Genomic DNA, 18,665 nt, shown 5'->3' on the forward strand with positions numbered 1-18,665 from the left:
CAGCGGGAGCGGCCGGCCCGGTGCGGGTCGCTGACCTGGTCAGGACGGTCGCCGTGGAGCTGGCACGACCGGAGCGTGCCGGCGGCTGTGCCCGGGCACCCCGCGGCGGAGGCCGGCTGCGCGCTAGCCGGCGTCTCCTACCGGAGGGCCGGGCGGCTCGAACAGCCGGCCGGTCGCGTCCGGACCGGTACGCCATCGCCGAAGAGACGGTGCTGGGCGCGCCCACGGGACGCGGTCACTTCGACGTGATCGGCACCGCATCCGCGGCACCGTCCATGATCGTCGGCGGGGCCGCGGACGCGCCGCCCAGGGCGGCACCCTCGCCGGGCGCGCGCTCGTCGTCCGCGTGACCGACACCGACACTGGAGCGTCCGCCGACGTCAACGCCTCCGGGGCGGCCCTCACCGGCTTCGCCGCCGACGGCGGGAGACGGCTCAGGATGCCGGTGGGCGGCCTGGAGAAGCTCAGCCACCGGATCGGCTGAAGTCGCCTTCCCCCCGAGTCGGTTCAGCGCACCGGGAAACCGAAGGAGTAGCCCTGCTGCTTCAGCCACGGCAGCAGGGTGCGCAGCGCGGCCACCGTCTGCGAGCGGTCGCCGCCCGCGTCGTGGAAGAGGATCGTCGGCCCGTTGACCGACTCGCGCTGGACAGTGGCGACGATGGCGGCCGTGCCCGGCCGCTCGAAGTCCTTGGAGTCCACGTTCCAGCCGAGCGGACGCATCCCGTGCGAGGCCGCCAGATGCCGGCTGTACGGGGTGAAGGCGCCGCCCGGGGCACGGTAGTACAGCGGCCGTACGCCACCGGACGCCTGGGTGATCTGCCGCTCGGCCTCCAGGATCTGCTGCGCCTGGTAGGCCTCGGACTTCTTGTCCATCGTGGTGTCGTGCGACACCGTGTGGTCGCACAGCCGGTGTCCGGCCGCCACCACCTGCCGGACCAGCTCGGGGTGCGCCTGGGCCTCCGGACCGATCATGCAGAACGTCGCCTTCACACCGTTCTCCCGCAGCACTTGGAGCACCTGCGGGGTCCAGACCGGGTCCGGGCCGTCGTCGATGGTGATGTTGACCGCGTGCGCGCCCCCGTCCGAGGCGTGGGCGATCTCGGCGGACACGGCCGCCGTCCGCGGCGCGGCGTGCCGGGCCGGAGCAGCCGTCCCGCCCGAACCGCCGCCCGGCTGGCCGGCCTGCGCGGTCCACACCGACGTGGCGGCCGCCACCGCGGTGACCCCGAGCGCCGCCGCAACCATCCGGCCGTACCAACCCCGCCCACCGCGCAGCGCCATACCCCGCCCCGTTCCGTGCCGTGTCCCTGTGCTCTTGTGCACCTGTGTTTCGTGCACCTGTCAGGACGGCCGGGGTTGATCGCGGGATCCGGCTGTTACGGATCACGGACAGTTCCGGGGCGCTTCCGCGACAGATGCCACCCAGGACCAACGACGCCGCAGGGGCGGAGGACACCGCGCAGAACGGGGTACCGCGTGTCGTACGACCTCGTACGTCCCTGCACGGCGACCTCGGCCACCAACCGGAGCAGGCGGAGCGGGAGGCCGGCGTACGACGGCAGTTGTGAGCGCGGACATGGCGGATCAGCCGTTGCGGGCACCCGGGGAGGAGTTACGGTGCCCCGATGGCCCTCTATCCGGAGATCGAACCGTACGCGCACGGCATGCTCGACGTGGGCGACGGCAACCGTGTCTACTGGGAGACCTGCGGCAACCCCCATGGAAAGCCCGCCGTCGTCCTGCACGGCGGACCGGGATCCGGGTGCACCCCCTACCCCCGGCGCCTGTTCGACCCGGCCGCCTACCGGATCGTGCTGCTCGACCAGCGGGGCTGCGGCCGGTCCACACCGCACGCGAGCCGCCCCGACACCGACATGAGCGTCAACACCACGGACCGTCTCATGGCGGACCTGGAACTGCTGCGCCGCCACCTCGGCATCGCACGGTGGCTGGTGTGGGGCGTGTCCTGGGGGTCGGTGCTCGCGCTCCGTTACGCGCAGACCCATCCGGGCGTCGTCTCCGAGTTGGTGCTCACCGGCGTCGCCACCGGGTCGAACGCCGAGGTCGAGCTGCTGACCCACGGGCTCGGCCGGATCTTCCCGGACGCCTTCGCGAGGTTCCGGTCCCAGGTGCCCGCCGACGAGCGCGACGGCAACCTCGCCGCCGCCTACAACCGGCTGCTCGAATCACCCGACCGCGAGGTGCGGGAACGGGCCGCCCGGGCCTGGACCGACTGGGAGACCGCCACCATCCCCGCGCCGCCGCGCTCCGTCGCCCGCTACGAGGACCCCGTCTTCCGCATGGGCATCGCCCGCACCGTCACGCACTACTGGGGCAACGACCACTTCCTGGGCGAGGGCAACGACGAAGGCGTGGTCCTGCGCGACGCCCACCTGCTCAAAGGCATCCCCGGCACTCTCGTCCAGGGCAGCCTCGACTTCGGCAACCTCCTCGGCATCGTCTGGCGACTCCGACAGGCCTGGCCCGGCAGCGAGTTGGTGATCGTGGACGACACCGGACACACGACCGGGGGTTCCGGTATGGCGGAGGCGCTGGTGGCGGCGACCGACCGGTACGCGGCCTGCGACTAGCCGCCGAACGGGGTGCGGCGCGCCGGAAAGAGGGTGGGGCGACCGGTCGGTGTGCCGGGCGCGCGGGTCGGCAGCAGGCCGTACTGGCCCGGGGCGCCGGCGGGTCCCGCAGGGGCCGGTCCGTCCCGCGAGGAGTGTCCGATGACGGCAACACCACCCCGGCTCGTCCGTCCCGCTGCTGGACCGCGGGCCGCCTTCCTCCCCGGCGGCGGACCGTGGGGGCGGGACGCCGCGCCGTACCCGCACCCCTGGGTGCCGCCCGTCACGACCCTCGCCCGGCGCTGAGCCACCTCACCGAGATGCTGTCCCTGGCCGCCGACCACACCGCCGGCAGCCGCTCGGCGACCTGGGAGAACTACCCGGTCGGCGGGGGACGCCGCCGGCGCGATCGCGGACTTCGAGACCGCCGTCGCCGCCCGGCGCCAGGCACTGCTGGACACGGTCGGGCACTGCGCCGATCCGTACGGCTCACTTCCCGGCCAGTGCCGCTCGTACGATCGCCGCGGCCGCCGTGCCCGCGGCCCGTACCGGTTCTGTGCTGCGTGCGGCCCGGCCCAGCATGAAGGCGCCCTCCAGCAGGGCGATGACCGAGCTCGCCGTCTCGCGGGCGGTGGGCCCGGGGATGCCGCCCTGGGCGTAGTAGGCGGCGAGGCGGTCGATCCAGCTGTCGAAGACCGCCGAAGTGGCCTGCCGCAGCGCGTCGTTGGTGCTCGCGACCTCCATCGCGACCGTCGCGATGGGACACGGGTCGGCGAAGTCCAGCTCGGCGAGGGTGTCGGCCGCGGCGGCGAAGGCGTCGGCGGTGGCCGCCACCCGGTCCTCGTACGGCTCCATGAGCGTGGTGATGAGCTCCAGGTAGACGGCCCCCGAGCTACGGATCACCTCCTCGCCCAGCTGGGCCTTGCCGCCGGGGAAGAAGTGGTAGATGGAGCCGAAGGGCGCCTCGGCGGCCTCGGCGATCTGCTTCATCCCGGTGCCGGTGTAGCCGGAGCGCCGGAACAGCTCGGTGCCCGCGTTCACGATGCGCTGCCGGGTCTCATGCGTGCTGATGGCCTTGCCGTCGCTCACGGTGGCACCTCCGGAGAGCCTCTGTTGCCCAAGGGCGGCCGCCACCTATTCTGTCACTAGAACGATCTATCAAGAGACAGTCGAGGCGACCGACCGGGCGGAGGCACGGGCATGCCGGAGATCGAGCTGAGTGCGGGAACCATCGACTACCAGGACACCGAGGGCGACGGCCCCACCGTGGTCCTCGCCCACGGCCTCGGCTTCGACGACTCCGTCTGGGCGGACGTCGTCTCCGCCCTGCGCCCCGGCTTCCGCGTCCTGGTCCCCGTGCTGCCCCTCGGCAGCCACCGGCGCCCCATGCGGCCGGACGCTGATCTCTCCGCGCACGGCATCGCCCGCCTGCTGGCCGAGTTCATGGACCGCCTGGACCTGCGGGACGTCACCCTCGTCCAGAACGACACCGGCACGGCCCAACTCCTCGTCGGCGTACGGGACGAACGCATCGCGCGGCTCGTCCTGACCTCGTGCGAGGCCCTGGACAACTACCCGCCCGGCCTCCAGGGCCGCATCCTGAACGCGGCCTGCAGGATCCCCGGCGGCGTCTTCCTCCTCCTGCAGACCTTCCGTTTTCCCTTCCTGGCCCGCATGCGGACCTCGCTCGGCGGAATGACGAAGAAGCGGCTCCCGAAGGAGCTCATCGCACGCTGGTACGGACCACTGCTGACGAACCGTCACATCCGCCGGGACTTCACCAAGTTCCTCCGTACGACCCGGAAGGACTGCTACCTGGAAGCGGCCCGGAATCTCCCGCACTTCACCCGCCCGGCACTGGTCGCCTGGGGCGCCGAGGACCGCATGATGCCGCCCGCGACGGGCCGCCGCCTGGCCGAACTGCTGCCGGACGCCCGCTATGTGGAGATCCTCGACGCGCGCACCCTGGTCCAACTGGACAACCCGGCGGCGCTCACGGAGGAGATCCGCCGGTTCGTCAAGGACAACCCCCTGCCCGGGGAAGGCTGACACCGCGCGCCGGCGGGGACACGGCCCCGCCGGCCGAGGAGGTCAGGCGTCCAGTGAGACGTACAGTCGTGTGCCGCCCGGCCGGAAGCCGACCCTCTCGTACACGCGGCGGGAGCCCTCACCGGAGTACTCCAGCCACACGGACCGCGCGCCCCGGTCGAACAGGGTCCCGGCCAGGGCGGCGGTGACCGCGGCGGCGATGCCGCGTCCCCGATACGCCGGCAGCGTGCCCACGCCCGCCAGTTCCGCCGTGCCCTCGGCGGGTGCCGAGCAGAGCGCGCCGCCGGCGCAGCCTCCGCCGGGAGCGCGGACGAACCGGACGGCTCCGCCGCCCTCCTCGGTGCGTCGCAGCCGTGCCGCGCCTTCCGGGGAAGGCTCCCACTCGCCGCCGAAGGCCTCGGACAGCGTGATGTCGAGAGCGGTGTAGTCGGCCTCCGTGGCCGGGGCCGCCACCTCGACCGGGCCCGCCGAGCCGTTTCCGGACCGGGGCACGGCCAGCGTCGCCGGCGTGCAGACCAGGTACTCGTGCACCGCCTCCGTGCGGAAGCCGGCCCGGCGCAGCGCGGGTTCGACGGCGGGGGTGGTGTCCGGGACGAACTCCAGCCGGGGCTTGAGCCCGCGCTCACGGAACGCGGCGATCAGGTCGGCGACGTCCCGGCCGGTGGGCTCGGCGCCGGGGAAGGGGGTGGCGTAGTTGACGTACGGGCTGGTCGTCGAGGGATCGAAACCGACGACGAATCCGCCGACTTCACGCGCCGCCGGACGGCGCAGGAGGTGGGCGACGGCAAAGCGCTGGACATCGGTGCGCACGATGAAGACCTCACGTTCGGTGGCACGGGAAACGAACCTCTGCGAGGAGGCGGGCGGGGTGCTGGACACCGCTTCGTCGGGCCGCCGTGAGGAGACGCGAAAGGTACTGCCGAGCGCTGGAGTCGGGCAGGCGGCTCAGTACCGGCGGCGGCCGCGGTGGGACGCCGGAACCATGGACCTCAGTCCTTCGAGACGAGTGGTCGGACGTGCTTGCGAACTCGCCGGATCCTGGCACAGCGTGGGAGCGGGTGACAAGCGGAGTTTTCTCCGGCGGTGTGTCGAGGTGCGAGGGCCCCGTTCGACGCTTGGACGAGGCGCTGCCCGCCTCGAAGAAACAGCCCGAACAGGAGACGACATGAAGATCCGAGCCCGTGTGGGCATGAGTGTCGACGGTTATGTCACCACGCCGACCGGGTGGCCCGCGCACACGGCCGACCCCGCTTTCGTGTCCGGCGAGAGCCACGGCATCCGGGAGTTCCTGGAAGGGTGCGAGGCCGCGGTGATGGGCCGCACCACCTTCGAGCCCGCGCTGACCAACGACCGCTGGCCCTGGCCGGACCTCGATGTCTTCGTGCTCGGCTCCCACCGCCCGGCCGGCACCCCCGGCCACGTCGTGACCGACAGTGATCCGGTGCGGCTGCTGGAGAAGATCCGCGCGGCCAACCGGGGTGGCGACGTCCACCTCGTCGGAGGGCCACGCACGATCCAGACCTTCCACGCCCTCGGCGCGCTCGACACGCTGGAGCTGGTCGTCGTACCGCTGCTGTTCGGGGGCGGCACGCAGCTGACGCCCGCGCTCGACCCGTCCCTCGGGCTCACCTTCCACAGCGAGCGCGCCCTGCCGGGCGGATCCGTGGAGATCGTCTACTCCTGCAAGGGCAGCCGCTCTTCCCTGCCGAGCAGTCCCGCGAGCCAGCACTGACCCCGGTGTTGCGGGCGGAGAGGGCAGGACTCGCACCTGCGTGGGCCCCCGACACCTTCCCGCGCGGCCTCCGGCCGTGGCGGCTCAGCGGCTCGGGCGCTGCGCGGCCACGATCGCGTTCACCGTCGGCTCGGCGCCGGCCAGCCGCTGCACCCGCTCGGCGAACCCCGGGAACTGCGACGCGACCTTGGTGAGGAAGCGCAGCTCGGGCGGCGCCACGTTGACCTCGGCGAGATCCCGTTCGATCGCCCGCGTCACGCCCTTGCAGACCTGCGCCGGCGAGACGGTGCGGACACCACCGGGCGTCGCCGAGCCGGTCTTCGCGAACATGCCCAGATCGCGGACGAAACCCGGCTGGACGATCGAGACGCCCACGCCCGTGCCGTGCAGGTCCTGGCGGAAGGCCAGCGAGAAGCCGCGCAGCCCGAACTTCGTCGCGGTGTACAGGGACGACGACTTGGTCGCGGCCATGCCGGACAGCGACCCGACGAAGCAGATGTGGCCGCGCCCGGCGGCGACCATGCCGGGAGCGAGCAGCCGCGCGAGCATCGCCGGGGCCCGCAGGTTCACGGCCAGGGCCCGGTCGATCTGCTCCGGCGTGTAGTCGAGGAGGTCGCCGCTGGAGGGCAGGGCCGCGTTGGCGATCAGGACGTCCGTGTCGGCGGCCTCCTCGGCGAGCCGCCGCACATCGCCCGGGTCGGCCAGATTGGCGGCGATCGTGCGGGCGCCGTACCGGTCCGCGAGGGGTTCGAGCGCCTCGAGCCGACGGCCGGTGAGCACGAGACGCGCGCCGCGGGCGGACAGCTCGGCGGCGAGCGCGCCGCCGATGCCGCCGGTGACACCGGTGAGCAGAACGGTTGACCCGGCAATGTGCACTTCGACCATCCTCCAGTTCCTGTTCGTTCGAACGAACAATAGGGAGGTCGAGCACACCTGTCCACAGGCGAGGGCACCCCGTGATGGAAGAATGCACGCCATGTCGCCCGCCGCCGTGTCGCCCGCCGCTCCCTCCGCCCCGATGCGCCAGCGCATCATCACCGCCGTCCTGCGGATCATCGGCGAGGACGGAGTCGCGGCGGTCACGAACCGGCGCATCGCCAAGGAGGCGGGGGTGTCCCTCGGTTCGGTCACCTACCACTTCGAGACCCAGCACGAGCTGCTGCGGGAGAGCCTGCTGCACTTCGTGCGCGAGGAGGCACGGCACTTCACCGAACTGGCCGACCAGTGCCGGACGGAGGGCCTGGACGTCGAGGACGCGGCGTCGCTGGCCGGCCAGGTGGCCTGCGGCTCGGCGCTGGACAGCGCCCATCTGGCGCCCTTCGAGCTGTACCTCCAGGCCGGGCGTGACGAGCGTCTGCGCGAGTCGGCGGCCGAGGCCTTCCGGGCCTACGATCTGCTGGCCGCCCGGATCCTCACCGCGCTGGGCGTGCCCGACGCGGAACGCCTGGCCGCCACGACGGTCGCCCTGGTGATGGGCCTGCAACTGCGGCGGCTGGCCACGGGCAGCCCGGCGGACGACCTGGTCGACGCCCTCCTGCTGCTCGTGCGCGGGTCCGCCGGCCGGTCGTCCACGGCCGCTTCGGGAGAGCCGGCGGAGCAGTAGGGAGCCGGTCGCCGGTCGCACCACACCGTGGCCGCGCCGGCGCCCTCGGAAGCGCGCGGTGTCGCCTACACGGCCCGGGCGATCAGCAGGGCGACGTCGTCGTGGTCGTCGGGGTGGCGCAGGCCGTGCAGCAGGACGTCGCAGGTCTCCTCCAGTGGCCGGCGCGGCTCGTCGAGGAGGTCCAGCAGGGCGTTCAGCCGGTCGTCGATCGCGTGCTGACGGGTCTCCACGAGCCCGTCGGTGTAGAGGACCAGCACATCGTCGGGGTGCAGGGCGACCGACGTGGTCTCGAACCGGACGCCGCCGACGCCGAGCGGCGCGGCGGCCGGCAGCTCCAGGAGCCGAGGCGCGTCGCCGGGCCGCGCGAGGGCGGGCGGCATGTGTCCGGCGTTGGCGACGCAGCACTGCCCGGTACCGGGGTCGTACACCGCGTACAGGCAGGTGACGATGTAGTGCTCCAGATCGCAGGTGATCTTGTCGAGGTGCTGGAGCACCGCGCCGGGGTCGAGGTCGAGATCGGCGTACGCACAGGTGGCGGTGCGCAGCCGGCCCATGGTGGCGGCCGCGTCGATCCCGTTGCCCATGACGTCACCCACCACCAGGGCGGTCTTCTCGCCGGTCAGCGGGATGACGTCGTACCAGTCGCCGCCGACCTCGCTGGTGGCCTGCGCGGGCTGGTAGCGGGAGGCGAGCTCCAGGCCCGGGTGGTGCGCCGCGTGCTCGGGCAGCAGGCTGCGCTGCAGGGTGAGGGCGGTGTTGCGGACGCTCTGGAACCAGCGGGCGTTGTCGATGGCCACGGCGGCCCGGCCGGCGAGCTCGGCGGCCAGGACGACGTCGTCGTCGTCGAACGGCGCCGGATTGCGGGTCCGCTTGAGATCGAGGACGCCGAGCACCTCGCCGTGGGCGATCAGCGGCACGGCGAGATACGAGTGGACACCGGCCTCGGCGAGCAGGGCGCCGGCCTCGGCGTCCCGGGCGATGCGCGGCAGGTCGTGCGGCCCGACGCGACGCACCAGCACCGGTCGTCCGGTGTGGACGCACAGGGTGACCAGGCGGTCCCCCTCGTAGCAGGCGACGTTGCCCGGAGGGTCGGCGGCGCGTACCGCGACCGTGGGATGAGCCGCCTTCAGGGCGAGGGCGCGGAACAGCTCCGGGCCGTTGTCCGGCCGGCGCATACGACGGCAGGCCAGGGCGGAGTCGAGGACGTCCACGGCGACCACGTCGGCCAGCGCCGGCGCAGCGATCTCCGCCAGCTCATGAGCGGTCTGCTCCACGTCCAGCGCGGTGCCGACCCGCGCGGAGGCGTCCGCGATGAGGGCCAGACGCCGCCGCGCCCGGTCGGCCTCGGCCGCCGCGCGGTGCCGCTCGGTGACGTCCACGACCGACACGGCCGCGCCCAGCACCCGGCCGCCGGGATCCTCCAGCCGGTAGAAGGACAGCGACCAGGCGTGCTCCTGGCCGGTCTCGGCCGGCGAACGGCCGACGTGGTACTGGTCCAGCAGGGACGTGCCGGTGGTGAGCACCTGTCGCAGGGCGGACTCGACGGTGTCGATGTCGGGGAAGGGCAGGGTCTCCCTCAGATGGCGGCCGATGTGGTCCTCGGCGGGAGTGCCGTCGATCCGTTCCAGCGCCGGATTGACCAGGAGATACCGCAGATCCGGGTCCAGCAGGGCCAGGCCGATGGGGGACTGGCTGATCAGCCGCTCGCACAGGGCCAGGTCGGTCTCGACACGCTGGAGCAGGGTGTGGTCGGCCGCGATGCCCAGGGCGTAGACGTCCCCGAGGTCGTCCAGCAGCCGCATGGTCCGGAACTCGGTCAGGCGGCTGCTGCCGTCCTTGTGCCGGATCGGAAAGGCACCGGCCCAGCCCCGGCCGGTCTCCAGCACCTCGGTGAACAGACTCACCACGGCCTCCAGATGCTCCGGCTGCACCAGCAGGCGCGCCGCGGGCTTGCCGAGGGCCTCCTGCGAGGAGTAGCCGAAGAGTTCCTCGGCCTGCGGGGTCCAGAAGACGATGCGGCCACGGGTGTCCAGGGCCACCGCGGCCACGCTCAGCACGTCCAGCAGGCCCGTCGGCCGGGGCGCCTCGTCGTCGTGTTCGTCGTGGCCGGCTTCCAAGGAGTCGGCTGTCATGCCGGTTCACCTCCACCCGCCGGTCGGGCGCGCGGACGCTGACGGCCGGTGCTTCCATGGTCCCTCCGGCCTCGGCCCCGCCCAACCGCACTGGACCGGACCCCGCATCTCCCGCTGTATCCCCGCACATCCTCGGCCAAACAAGCTCATAGTGGTGTATGGGTGGAACTGATGGAATCTGCGCCAGAGGGCTTCGCCGCAGCGACACCGCGGGGACCGGCACATGTCTTCGACGCGTCCACGGACGCGGCTGCGGTGATATCGGAACACGGCGTCGTGATCGGCTGGACGCGGAGCGCCGAGGCATTGCTCGGCCACGCGGCACGGGACGTCGTGGGCGCCTCCGTCGCGCGGCTGCTGGCCAGGCCCGAGGACCCCGTACGGCTCGCCGGTGTCGTGGAACGGTGCCGCGCCGGCAACGGCTGGAGCGGGCAGATCGCCGTACGGCACCGTGACGGCCGCAGCCTCGACATCCAGCTGCGCGTCTCGGCCCCGTTCCGCATCGGCGACACCGAGTGCTTCCTGGTGTCCGCCCGGGAGGAGCGCCGGCGGTGGACCATGGGCCAGTGGGTGCTGGACGGGTTCCTGACCCGCGCGCCGGTCGGCATGGCCGTCCTGGACACCGAGCTGCGCTACGTCTGGGTGAACGACACCCTGGAAGGGTTCGGCGGAGTCCCCCGCGACGAGCGGCTCGGCCGGCGGCTGAGCGAACTGCTGCCCGGGCTGCAGGCGGAGGCCCTGGAGAGCCTGATGCGCAAGGTGCTCGCGACGGGCCTGCCGGTGACCGACTACGAGTACACGGGCTGGAGCTGGGCCGACCCGCACCGCCAGCACGCCTACGCGACCTCGTTCTTCCCCCTGGTCGACGCCGACGACTCCATCACCGGCGTCTGCTACATGGTGCAGGACGTCACCGAGCGGTGGAACGCCCGGCAGCTGCTGACCATGGTCAACGAAGCCGGCACCAGCATCGGCACGACGCTCGACGTGATGCGGACCGCCCAGGAACTCGCCGACTTCGCCGTCCCCCGCTTCGCCGACTTCGTCATCGTCGACCTGCTGGAACCCGTGCTCAGCACCGAGGGTCACGGGGCATGGCTGACCGACGCGGGGCCCGCCCTCGCCAGGCCGGTGATGCGCCGGGCGGCACTGCGTTCGGTGCGGGAGGGCGCCCCCGAGGCGGTCGTCGGGATCGGCGGGCGCGTCGACTTCCTTCCGCCGCCGCACGACGCGCACCTCATCCTCGACGGCGAGCCTCTGCTCATCCCGGCCCTCGACTCGGCCGACGAGCTGTGGGTCGCCCGGGACGCCGAGCGCGTGGAACGCATCCGCGACTACGGCCTGCACTCGCTCATCGCCGTGCCGATGCGGGCCCGGAACACCGCCCTCGGCCTCGCCACGTTCGCCCGGTCGCTCAACCCCGTCGCCTTCGGGCCCGACGACGTCCTGCTGGCCCGGGAACTGGTGGCACGCGCCGCGGTGTGCGTCGACAACGCCCGCCGCTACACCCGGGAGCACGCGGCGGCGGTCACCCTGCAGCGCAGCCTGCTGCCACCCGCCCTGACCGGCGGCACCGCACTGGAGGTTGCCTCCTCCTATCTGCCGGCGGACCCCTCCGGCGGCGTCGGCGGCGACTGGTTCGACGTGATCCCGCTGTCCGGCGCACGGGTGGGCCTGGTCATCGGCGATGTGGTGGGCCACGGCATCTCCGCGGCGGCGAGCATGGGCCGGCTGCGCACCGCGGTGCAGACCCTCGCGGCCATGGAGATGCCGCCCGACGACCTGCTCGCCCATCTCGACGACCTCGTGCTCCGGCTGAGCGACGAGGAGGCGGCCGCCGGCACGGCCGCCCGCAGCACCTTCATCGGCGCGACCTGCCTGTACGCCGTCTACGACCCGGTCGGCAGACGGTGTGCGATGGCCCGGGCCGGTCATCCGCCGCCCGTCGTGGTGGCACCGGACGGGCACACCTACTTCCCGGAGATCCCCGCCGGACCCCCGCTCGGTCTCGGTGGCATGGCCTTCGAGGCCGCCGAGATCGAACTGGCCGAGGACAGCCTCTTCGGCCTCTACACCAACGGTCTCATCGTGGGCTGCGACCACGACGTGGAGCGGGGCATGTCCCGGCTCGGAGAGGTCCTCGCCGACCCCGGGGACGACCTGGACGCGCTGTGCGCGTCCGTTCTGCGGCAGCTCGTGCCCGTGCCCCAGCCCGACGACATCGCCCTGCTCCTGACCCGCACCCACACCCTGGGAGCCGACCAGGTCGCCTCCTGGGACGTCCCCCCCGACCCGGCGGCCGTCGCCACGCTCCGCACTCTCGCCACCCGCCGGGTCGAGGAGTGGGGCCTCGGAGAACTGGCCATGACGACCGAACTCGTCGTGAGCGAACTCGTCACCAACGCCATCCGCTACGCCGCGACGCCCATCCGGCTACGGCTCCTCCGCGACGCCCGCCTCACCTGCGAGGTCTTCGACGCCAGCAGTACGGCCCCCCGGCTCAGGCATGCCAGGAGCACGGACGAAGGGGGCCGCGGGCTCTTCCTGGTGGCCCAGCTCTGCCAGCGCTGGGGCGCCCGGTACACCGGCGAGGGGAAGATCATCTGGGCCGACCAGGAGATCCCCCCGAACCCGGATTTGCCTTCGAGCGGACTCCAGCAGCCAGACTGACCGTGACGACGATCCGTCCCGAGGACAGAGCAGAACGGCGGCAGCAGATGGCAGCGACACACACGGCGGGGCATCCACTGCCGTACGACACCTACCGCGAGGCCGTCGCCCGCGAGACCCTGCGCTTCTGCGAGGTGGTCAGGGGCGTCGACCCGGCGACCCCCGTGCCCTCCTGCCCCGACTGGACCCTGGCCGACCTCACCCGGCACGTCGGGGCGCTGCAGCGCTGGTTCTGCACCCTGCTGACAGGGCTGGTGCAGGAGCCTCCCCGCAGCCGCGACGTCGAGTTGGGGCTGCCGGAGAACGTGCGGGACCACCCCGACTGGGTGGCGGCAGGGGTGCCCGGCGTGGCGGCCGTCCTGCGCGACACGGATCCCGAGGCACCGATGTGGGTGTGGGGCGAGGACCCGCACGCGCGGTTCTGGGCCCGCCGGATGCTGTTCGAGACGCTGGTGCACCGGGTGGACGCGGAGCACGCCGTCGGCCTGACCTCGGACATCGCCCCCGTGCTCGCGGCGGACGGCGTGGACGAGTTCCTCGTCAACCTGCCCTACGCGGGCCTCTTCGCCCCCGGTGTGACGAAGCTGCGCGGCGACGGAGAGACCCTCGCGTTCCGCACCACGGGCGTCGACGGCGACCCCGGTGAGGAGTGGCGGATGCGGCTGGACCCGGACGGATTCCGCCCGATCGGCCCCGAGGGCGAGAACCCCGGGCCGGTCACGGCGGCGGTGCGCGGGCAGGCGGCTGACCTGCTGCTCCTCCTCTACGGGCGGCGGTCGTACCAGGATTCCCGCTTCGAGGTCTCGGGACCCGCCGCCGTCCTCGACAACTGGTTCGCCCACACCGCCTTCTGACCCGCCCGCGCTCACTCGGCCGGCGCCTCCGCCGACGGTTCCGCGGGCAGCAGACAGACCGCGAGCGCCGCGGTGTCGTCCTGAAGGCCCTTGTCGCTGTAGGCCAGCAGGTCGTCGTGGAGCCGTGCGAGCAGCTCCGTCGGCTGGAGGGGACCCCAGGAGCGGAGGCGGTCGAGCAGCGGGTAGAAGGCCCCGGTCGCGTCCCGCGTCTCCGTGACGCCGTCCGTGTACAGCAGCAGCTGATCGCCGGGCCGGAACGGGTGGGTGTCGAGGTGGTACGGGTCCTCGACCAGCATCCCGAGGTTCAGCGGCGGCGCCGGCCGCCGGCCGTCCAGTTCGCACACCTCGCCGGCCCGGAGCCGGACGGGCGGCGGATGACCGCAGTTGACGAGGCGGACGATGTGGCCCTCGGCGGGGACCTCGGTGAAGACCGCGGTGACGAACCGTTCGCTCGTCTCGGTCCCGCCGAGCTGCGTCGCCCTGCGGCGCATGCTCGTGTCCACCCGGTCGACCAGAGCGAGCAGATCGGGTTCGTCGTACGCCACCTCGCGGAACGCGCCGAGCATGGCGGCCGCGGTCTCGACCGCCACCAGTCCCTTGCCGCGGACGTCGCCGATGAGCAGGCGGACGCCGAACCGGGTGGGGACCGCCTCGTAGAGGTCGCCGCCGATCCGTGCCTCCGCGGCGGCGGAGAGATACAGGCTCTGCAGGCGGAGGTTGCCGATGCGGTGCGGGAGGGGGCGGAGCAGGACGCGCTGCGCGGTCTCGGCCACGAACCGCACGTCGGCGAGCGTGCGTTCACGCCGGATCCGGTGGGCGGCCAGGATGGCGCCGAGACCGCCCACGAGGGCGGTACAGATGTAGGAGGCGATGTAGTGACGGTCCCACAGATAGCCGGCCGCCCGGCCCGCGCAGCAGGGGGTACCGGCCAGCACCGCCTCGAGGCCGACGGCGAACACCGTGGCGGCGCCGACGGCCACGGGCCCGTGCCCGAAGGCGGCCAGTACCGGCACGGCGATCAGTGCGAAGCTCACCGGCCAGTCCACGGGCGTGAGCGGCTCCAGCAGCAGCACGGCCACGACGTACAGCACCGGTAGCCAGCGCAGCCATGCCGGAGGGGCCGGCACCCGGGGCCGTGTGGTCGTGCCGTCCTGCTCCGGCTCCCCGCCGGTCCGTCCGTGCTTCACCCGTCCAGCCTGGTGTGCCGCGCCCCCGTACCCCCGTGATTGCTCCACTCAACGGCATGTTCCGGGTGCTGTGTGCGGTGTTTCGGTGATTGCGTACACGAACCGTGATCGTCACCCTGGGCGGGTGATCCCGGTTTCCGGGCCGGCTGTGGCAGGGGAGCCCGGTGCGCAGGGCGCTGGGCACCGGGCTCCCCGCCGGCGCCTCTTCGGCGCCTTCGTGCTCGTGGAGTCGGGCTCGTCGGTGGGCGCCGCCGTCGTCTTTCTGATCCTGAGCCCGTTCCACGGGATCAGGTCGGCACGGCGGATGGGCAGAGCATGGCCCGGGGCCGGGGACCTGAACTCGGCCGACCGCGCGGCGGTGGTGTGTGCCACCCGGCGGGGCGAGGCCATCGACGACCCCCTGCTGGCGCCCGCGGTCGTCGAGTACGCCGACGGCCTGAGCCGAGTCGCCGAGGAGGACCGGCTGCGTCGCCCGCTGGTCCTCCTCGTCACCGCCCTCGCGATCGTGCTGGCCGGGTACGACACCCTGACGGCACCGACCGGCGTTCTCGTCGCGTCATGGCTGGTGGTCGTGCTCCTGCTTGCCGACTTCGTCTGGTGGCCCGGCAGACGCTCGCGTGTGCTGACCCGGGCGGAGCGGGCACGGGCGCTCGCCCTCTCCGCCCGCCCCGAGGACCGTCCGGCGTCCGATTCCTGACGGTCGCCGGGCTGGTCGGCGGCGGTCGCGGGACCGGTGACGCGTAGGCCGCCCCGTCACCGAGCCGTCGTGAACGTTCACTTCCCCCGCTTCGACGCGGACTTCTCGGCACCGAAGCCGATCGCGAAGACGTGCAGGCCCCCGGCGGTGACATCGGACGGCAGGCGCACGCTGCTCACCGTCCTGCCCGGACTCAGCGCCACCGGAGTCGTGGCGAACACATACGTCTGCGTGCTGTCGGACGCGGTGCCCGCGTGGTTGCGGTACGGCATCGTCACCGCGATCGTGTTGTCGGCGAGCGGTGAGGCGGCGCCCGCGCTCAGTGTCCAGTCGGAGAGGCCGAGGGGAACCGACTGGGTCGTGCCGTCCGTGTAGCTGACGGTCGCGGTGCCGGACACCGGGCCGTTGTTGGCGGCACCCAGGAAGGAGATGCTGCCCGAGCCGGACGTCCGTACCGTCTGCCCGTTCGCCTCGTAGTTGTCCGGTGCGCCGGACGCCACGTACGGCCAGGTGAACGTGACCCCGTCGGCGGTGAGCTTCGAGCCGGGGGTGACTCCGGCGGTGGCCAGGGCGTGCGCGGAGTAGCTGTAGCCCGCACCGTCGAAGTCGGCCGAGGCCGCGGCGGTGTCGCCGGACGTCCCGACGTCGGTGTACCCGGGCGCGCCGGGGTAGGAGCGCGGGGCGGCGGAGGCGTCCGACGCCCAGGACGTGTCGGGCGCGGTGCCGAGTACGTAGGTGAGGGTGCCGCCTGCGGTGAGCGCGCCGTCGGGCGCGTGGGCGGCGTTCCATGCCCTGCCGTTCCAGGTGGCGGACTGGACGTACGGTGCGTCGTCCGCGGCGCCCGTGCCGTTGACGGTGAGGGTGCGGCCGGACGGCAGCGTGATCACCGCCTGGTCGAACAACGGGCTGCCCAGCGCCAGATCGGCGGTGCCGGGGGTTTCCGGATACATGCCGAGGGCGGACCACACGTACCACGAGCTCATCTCGCCCAGGTCGTCGTTGCCCGCAAGACCGGCCGGGCCGTCGGTCCAGATCTGGTCCTGGACCTGCCGGACGACCTTCTGCGTCTGGTACGGGCGGCCGATGTAGTCGTACTCCCAGGGAATGTTGAGACTGGGCTCGTTGCCCAGGTCGGTGTGTCCGCCCGCGCCGGTCAGCGAGGACAGGTCCGTGTCGAGATACCTGGCCAGCGCCGCGTTACCGCCCATGGCGGTCGCCAGCCCGTGCACGTTGAACGGCACCATCGGCGTGTACTGCCAGGAATCGCCCTCGACGAAGTTCTTCCCCGACGTCGGGGAGAAGCCGGCCGTCCAGCTGCCCGAGGCGTCGCGCGGCCGGATGAAACCGCTGCCGGAATCGAACAGGTTCTGCCAGTCCTGCGCGCGGTCCGCGAACCGGTGCTGGTCCGCGGTGTGTCCGAGGGCACCGGCGAAGGCCGAGAGGGCGAAGTCGGCCGAGTCGTACTCGAGCGTGGTGGACGCCGCGCCGTAGAAGTTGCAGCAGCCGTACGTGCCGTTGCTGGGCAGCCGCCCGAGCTGCTCCAGACGGGCGAGCCCGGGCCGGTTGTCGTTGGGGACGGTGGCCTCCGCGATCATGCCCTTGAGCGCGGTGGCGGTGTCGAAGCTCCTGGCCCCGAAGGCGTGGTAGTCGGCGATGATCTCGTCCGCCGGATCGCCGACCATGACATGGGTCTCCCCGTTGTTCTCCGACCACTTGGGGAACAGACCGGTCTGACGGTAGTCGTCGACCATCGACTGGGCGGTGTCGGAGGCGATGGCCGGCGCGACCAGGGCCTCGAGCTGGGCCTGCGAGCGGTAGACGTCCCAGCCCGAGTAGTTGGCGTAGGCGGCGCCCTGGCCCTGGTCGACGGTGTGCACCTTGCCGTCGAAGCCGGGATAGCGCCGGTTGGCGTCACTGATCACGTTCGGATGCAGCAGCGCGTGATAGAGCGCGGTGTAGAAGATGGTCCGCCGCTCGGGAGTACCGCCGGCGATGCGCATCCGGCCGAGGAGGGAGTTCCAGGCGTCGTGCGCCGCGCCGCGCACCTTGGCCAGATCCCAACCGCTGTTCTCCGCCTGCCGGTTGCCCACCGCGTCGGCGGCCGACACATAGGAGATGCCGACCTTGGCCTGAACGGCGCGGCGGTTGGTGGTGTCGAACGTGACATAGCCGTCGGAGCCGCTCGGCCGGGGAGCGAAGGTGCGGTGCGTACGCGGCACGCTGCCGTGCAGCGTGGGCTTGTCCGGTGCCTCGGGAGCGCTGGCGGAGGCGTTGCTCCTGGGGGTGGTGGGCGTGGTGGCGGCGAGGGCGGTGCCGCTGTGGCGGAACGGCTGGTCGAAGACCATGTCGTAGTAGACGGTGTAGGAGTTGCCCTCGCCGCAGAAATTGCCGCTGGTGACCTTGCCTCTGACCTCTCTGCCGTCGACCACGTCGAACTCGGCGGCGCTGTCGCCGTTCTCGCTGCCCGTCAGCTTGAACAGGAGGTTCGCCTGGCTGGTGGACGGGAAGGTGAAGCGGGCCATGCCGCTGCGGGTGGTGGCGGTCAGTTCCGTCCGCACGCCGTTGCCCAGCGACACCGTGTACGAGCCGGGCGTCGCGGACTCGTCGGCGTGCGAGAAGCCGACCGTGGCGCGCGTGTCGACCGCACCGACGGTCGGCAGCACCGGGATGTCGCCGGCGGCCCGGCAGCCCGGTCCCGCGATGTGGGTGAGGCCGAAGCCGGTGATGGCAGAGTCGGCGTATTCGTAGCCGCCGCCGTCCGGCCGGTGCGGGCTGGTGTCGGGGCTCCACTGGACCATCCCGAACGGGGTGTCGGCCCCCGGGAAGTCGTCGGCGGCGTGCGAGGTGCCGATGAACGGGTCGACGAGAGAGGCCGGATCGGTGACCGGCCCGAGGGAGACGGGATCGGCATGGGCGGGGGCGGAGACGGCACCCATCACCAGGGCGCCAGTGGCCAGCACGGACAGAAGGCGGAACGGCACCATCGTGACCATGTCCCTTCGACAACGTTGTCCCGAAGCTCGCCCCTTCAGCCCCTGCTGTCAAGGACGCGCGGTACAGAACCAGCCGTTCGCCTGACAGGGCGTCACATCGGCCCAGAGACATCGACTTGGCCCAAGTCCAAAACTTTTCATAAGGCCAAAGCCACAAATCTTGACGGCAATCACCATG

At 72.4% G+C, this 18,665-nt stretch carries 18 protein-coding genes; 11 read left to right on the forward strand and 7 right to left on the reverse strand.

Annotation, left to right across the window (positions count from 1 at the left end; translation table 11 throughout):
* Window positions 1–20 precede the first annotated feature (20 nt).
* Both SRB17_RS11550 and SRB17_RS11555 read left to right on the forward strand, forming a co-directional pair.
* Complete coding sequence (locus tag SRB17_RS11550; RefSeq protein ID WP_153537364.1) at window positions 21–350, forward strand: hypothetical protein; 330 nt, start codon at window positions 21–23, stop codon at window positions 348–350.
* A complete protein-coding gene (locus SRB17_RS11555) occupies window positions 347–484 on the forward strand; it encodes a hypothetical protein (RefSeq protein WP_153537366.1) in 138 nt (45 codons plus the stop codon). The genes SRB17_RS11550 and SRB17_RS11555 overlap by 4 nt, the downstream gene beginning before the upstream one ends.
* Window positions 485–507: 23 nt before the next feature.
* On the opposite strand, the gene SRB17_RS11560 is transcribed toward SRB17_RS11555, so the two are convergent.
* On the reverse strand, window positions 508–1,281 hold the full coding sequence (locus SRB17_RS11560; RefSeq protein WP_194293969.1) for a polysaccharide deacetylase family protein: 774 nt from the start codon (window positions 1,279–1,281) through the stop codon (window positions 508–510).
* Between the two features lie 134 nt (window positions 1,282–1,415).
* Here SRB17_RS11560 and SRB17_RS11565 point away from each other — a divergent pair, with 134 nt between their 5' ends.
* The 3 genes from SRB17_RS11565 (at window position 1,416) to SRB17_RS47995 (ending at window position 2,876) form a co-directional block, all read left to right on the forward strand.
* Window positions 1,416–1,568: a hypothetical protein gene (locus tag SRB17_RS11565; protein ID WP_153537368.1), complete on the forward strand. Its 153-nt coding sequence runs from the start codon at window positions 1,416–1,418 to the stop codon at window positions 1,566–1,568.
* Window positions 1,569–1,625: 57 nt separating this feature from the next.
* Entirely contained in the window at window positions 1,626–2,591 is a 966-nt protein-coding gene (gene pip / locus SRB17_RS11570) for a prolyl aminopeptidase (RefSeq protein WP_153537370.1), read from the forward strand.
* A 141-nt stretch (window positions 2,592–2,732) separates the two neighbouring features.
* The gene (locus SRB17_RS47995) at window positions 2,733–2,876 is read left to right on the forward strand and encodes a hypothetical protein (RefSeq protein WP_153537372.1); all 144 of its coding nucleotides are present in this window, start codon (window positions 2,733–2,735) and stop codon (window positions 2,874–2,876) included.
* Between the two features lie 183 nt (window positions 2,877–3,059).
* On the opposite strand, the gene SRB17_RS11580 is transcribed toward SRB17_RS47995, so the two are convergent.
* Window positions 3,060–3,659, reverse strand: coding sequence for a TetR/AcrR family transcriptional regulator (locus SRB17_RS11580; RefSeq protein ID WP_323375303.1), 600 nt, complete (start codon window positions 3,657–3,659; stop codon window positions 3,060–3,062).
* Window positions 3,660–3,770: 111 nt separating this feature from the next.
* Here SRB17_RS11580 and SRB17_RS11585 point away from each other — a divergent pair, with 111 nt between their 5' ends.
* Window positions 3,771–4,619 (forward strand): alpha/beta fold hydrolase, encoded by an 849-nt coding sequence (locus SRB17_RS11585; protein ID WP_153537374.1) that lies wholly within the window; start codon window positions 3,771–3,773, stop codon window positions 4,617–4,619.
* Window positions 4,620–4,661: 42 nt separating this feature from the next.
* On the opposite strand, the gene SRB17_RS11590 is transcribed toward SRB17_RS11585, so the two are convergent.
* Window positions 4,662–5,429, reverse strand: a complete 768-nt coding sequence (locus tag SRB17_RS11590; protein ID WP_323375304.1) for a GNAT family N-acetyltransferase — start codon at window positions 5,427–5,429, stop codon at window positions 4,662–4,664.
* A 355-nt stretch (window positions 5,430–5,784) separates the two neighbouring features.
* On the opposite strand from SRB17_RS11590, the gene SRB17_RS11595 reads away from it, so the two are divergent.
* Window positions 5,785–6,351, forward strand: a complete 567-nt coding sequence (locus SRB17_RS11595; RefSeq protein WP_153537376.1) for a dihydrofolate reductase family protein — start codon at window positions 5,785–5,787, stop codon at window positions 6,349–6,351.
* Window positions 6,352–6,435: 84 nt separating this feature from the next.
* On the opposite strand, the gene SRB17_RS11600 is transcribed toward SRB17_RS11595, so the two are convergent.
* Window positions 6,436–7,227, reverse strand: coding sequence for an SDR family NAD(P)-dependent oxidoreductase (locus tag SRB17_RS11600; protein WP_323375425.1), 792 nt, complete (start codon window positions 7,225–7,227; stop codon window positions 6,436–6,438).
* 100 nt (window positions 7,228–7,327) lie between these two features.
* Between SRB17_RS11600 and SRB17_RS11605 the strand changes: the two genes are divergently transcribed.
* Window positions 7,328–7,954: a TetR/AcrR family transcriptional regulator gene (locus SRB17_RS11605; RefSeq protein ID WP_194293970.1), complete on the forward strand. Its 627-nt coding sequence runs from the start codon at window positions 7,328–7,330 to the stop codon at window positions 7,952–7,954.
* A 65-nt stretch (window positions 7,955–8,019) separates the two neighbouring features.
* Here the strand turns inward: SRB17_RS11605 and SRB17_RS11610 are convergent, their stop codons facing one another.
* Window positions 8,020–10,086: a SpoIIE family protein phosphatase gene (locus SRB17_RS11610; RefSeq protein WP_153537380.1), complete on the reverse strand. Its 2,067-nt coding sequence runs from the start codon at window positions 10,084–10,086 to the stop codon at window positions 8,020–8,022.
* 171 nt (window positions 10,087–10,257) lie between these two features.
* On the opposite strand from SRB17_RS11610, the gene SRB17_RS11615 reads away from it, so the two are divergent.
* Together SRB17_RS11615 and SRB17_RS11620 are read left to right on the forward strand one after the other, a co-directional pair.
* A complete protein-coding gene (locus SRB17_RS11615; RefSeq protein ID WP_153537382.1) occupies window positions 10,258–12,756 on the forward strand; it encodes a SpoIIE family protein phosphatase in 2,499 nt (832 codons plus the stop codon).
* Between the two features lie 47 nt (window positions 12,757–12,803).
* Window positions 12,804–13,610: a maleylpyruvate isomerase family mycothiol-dependent enzyme gene (locus SRB17_RS11620; protein WP_153537384.1), complete on the forward strand. Its 807-nt coding sequence runs from the start codon at window positions 12,804–12,806 to the stop codon at window positions 13,608–13,610.
* An 11-nt stretch (window positions 13,611–13,621) separates the two neighbouring features.
* Here the strand turns inward: SRB17_RS11620 and SRB17_RS11625 are convergent, their stop codons facing one another.
* Window positions 13,622–14,797, reverse strand: coding sequence for a PP2C family protein-serine/threonine phosphatase (locus SRB17_RS11625; protein WP_323375305.1), 1,176 nt, complete (start codon window positions 14,795–14,797; stop codon window positions 13,622–13,624).
* 124 nt (window positions 14,798–14,921) lie between these two features.
* On the opposite strand from SRB17_RS11625, the gene SRB17_RS11630 reads away from it, so the two are divergent.
* The gene (locus tag SRB17_RS11630) at window positions 14,922–15,494 is read left to right on the forward strand and encodes a hypothetical protein (RefSeq protein WP_153537386.1); all 573 of its coding nucleotides are present in this window, start codon (window positions 14,922–14,924) and stop codon (window positions 15,492–15,494) included.
* 77 nt (window positions 15,495–15,571) lie between these two features.
* Here SRB17_RS11630 and SRB17_RS11635 read toward each other — a convergent pair whose 3' ends face one another.
* Window positions 15,572–18,487 carry a lectin gene (locus SRB17_RS11635; protein WP_228395946.1) on the reverse strand — a complete coding sequence of 972 codons (2,916 nt, stop codon included), beginning with the start codon at window positions 18,485–18,487 and terminating at the stop codon, window positions 15,572–15,574.
* Window positions 18,488–18,665 lie beyond the last annotated feature (178 nt).

It is taken from the genome of Streptomyces sp. RB17 (assembly GCF_009604455.1).
In the GTDB taxonomy this organism is placed as follows: domain Bacteria; phylum Actinomycetota; class Actinomycetes; order Streptomycetales; family Streptomycetaceae; genus Streptomyces.

Excerpts from the sequence above, each read along its gene's own strand:
- SRB17_RS11560 (WP_194293969.1), bottom strand. The coding sequence starts at position 1,281 with ATGGCGCTGCGCGGTGGGCGGGGTTGGTACGGCCGGATGGTTGCGGCG.
- SRB17_RS11565 (WP_153537368.1), top strand. The coding sequence starts at position 1,416 with ATGCCACCCAGGACCAACGACGCCGCAGGGGCGGAGGACACCGCGCAG.
- pip (WP_153537370.1), top strand. The coding sequence starts at position 1,626 with ATGGCCCTCTATCCGGAGATCGAACCGTACGCGCACGGCATGCTCGAC.
- SRB17_RS47995 (WP_153537372.1), top strand. The coding sequence starts at position 2,733 with ATGACGGCAACACCACCCCGGCTCGTCCGTCCCGCTGCTGGACCGCGG.
- SRB17_RS11585 (WP_153537374.1), top strand. The coding sequence starts at position 3,771 with ATGCCGGAGATCGAGCTGAGTGCGGGAACCATCGACTACCAGGACACC.
- SRB17_RS11595 (WP_153537376.1), top strand. The coding sequence starts at position 5,785 with ATGAAGATCCGAGCCCGTGTGGGCATGAGTGTCGACGGTTATGTCACC.
- SRB17_RS11605 (WP_194293970.1), top strand. The coding sequence starts at position 7,328 with ATGTCGCCCGCCGCCGTGTCGCCCGCCGCTCCCTCCGCCCCGATGCGC.
- SRB17_RS11610 (WP_153537380.1), bottom strand. The coding sequence starts at position 10,086 with ATGACAGCCGACTCCTTGGAAGCCGGCCACGACGAACACGACGACGAG.
- SRB17_RS11615 (WP_153537382.1), top strand. The coding sequence starts at position 10,258 with ATGGAATCTGCGCCAGAGGGCTTCGCCGCAGCGACACCGCGGGGACCG.
- SRB17_RS11620 (WP_153537384.1), top strand. The coding sequence starts at position 12,804 with ATGGCAGCGACACACACGGCGGGGCATCCACTGCCGTACGACACCTAC.
- SRB17_RS11635 (WP_228395946.1), bottom strand. The coding sequence starts at position 18,487 with ATGGTCACGATGGTGCCGTTCCGCCTTCTGTCCGTGCTGGCCACTGGC.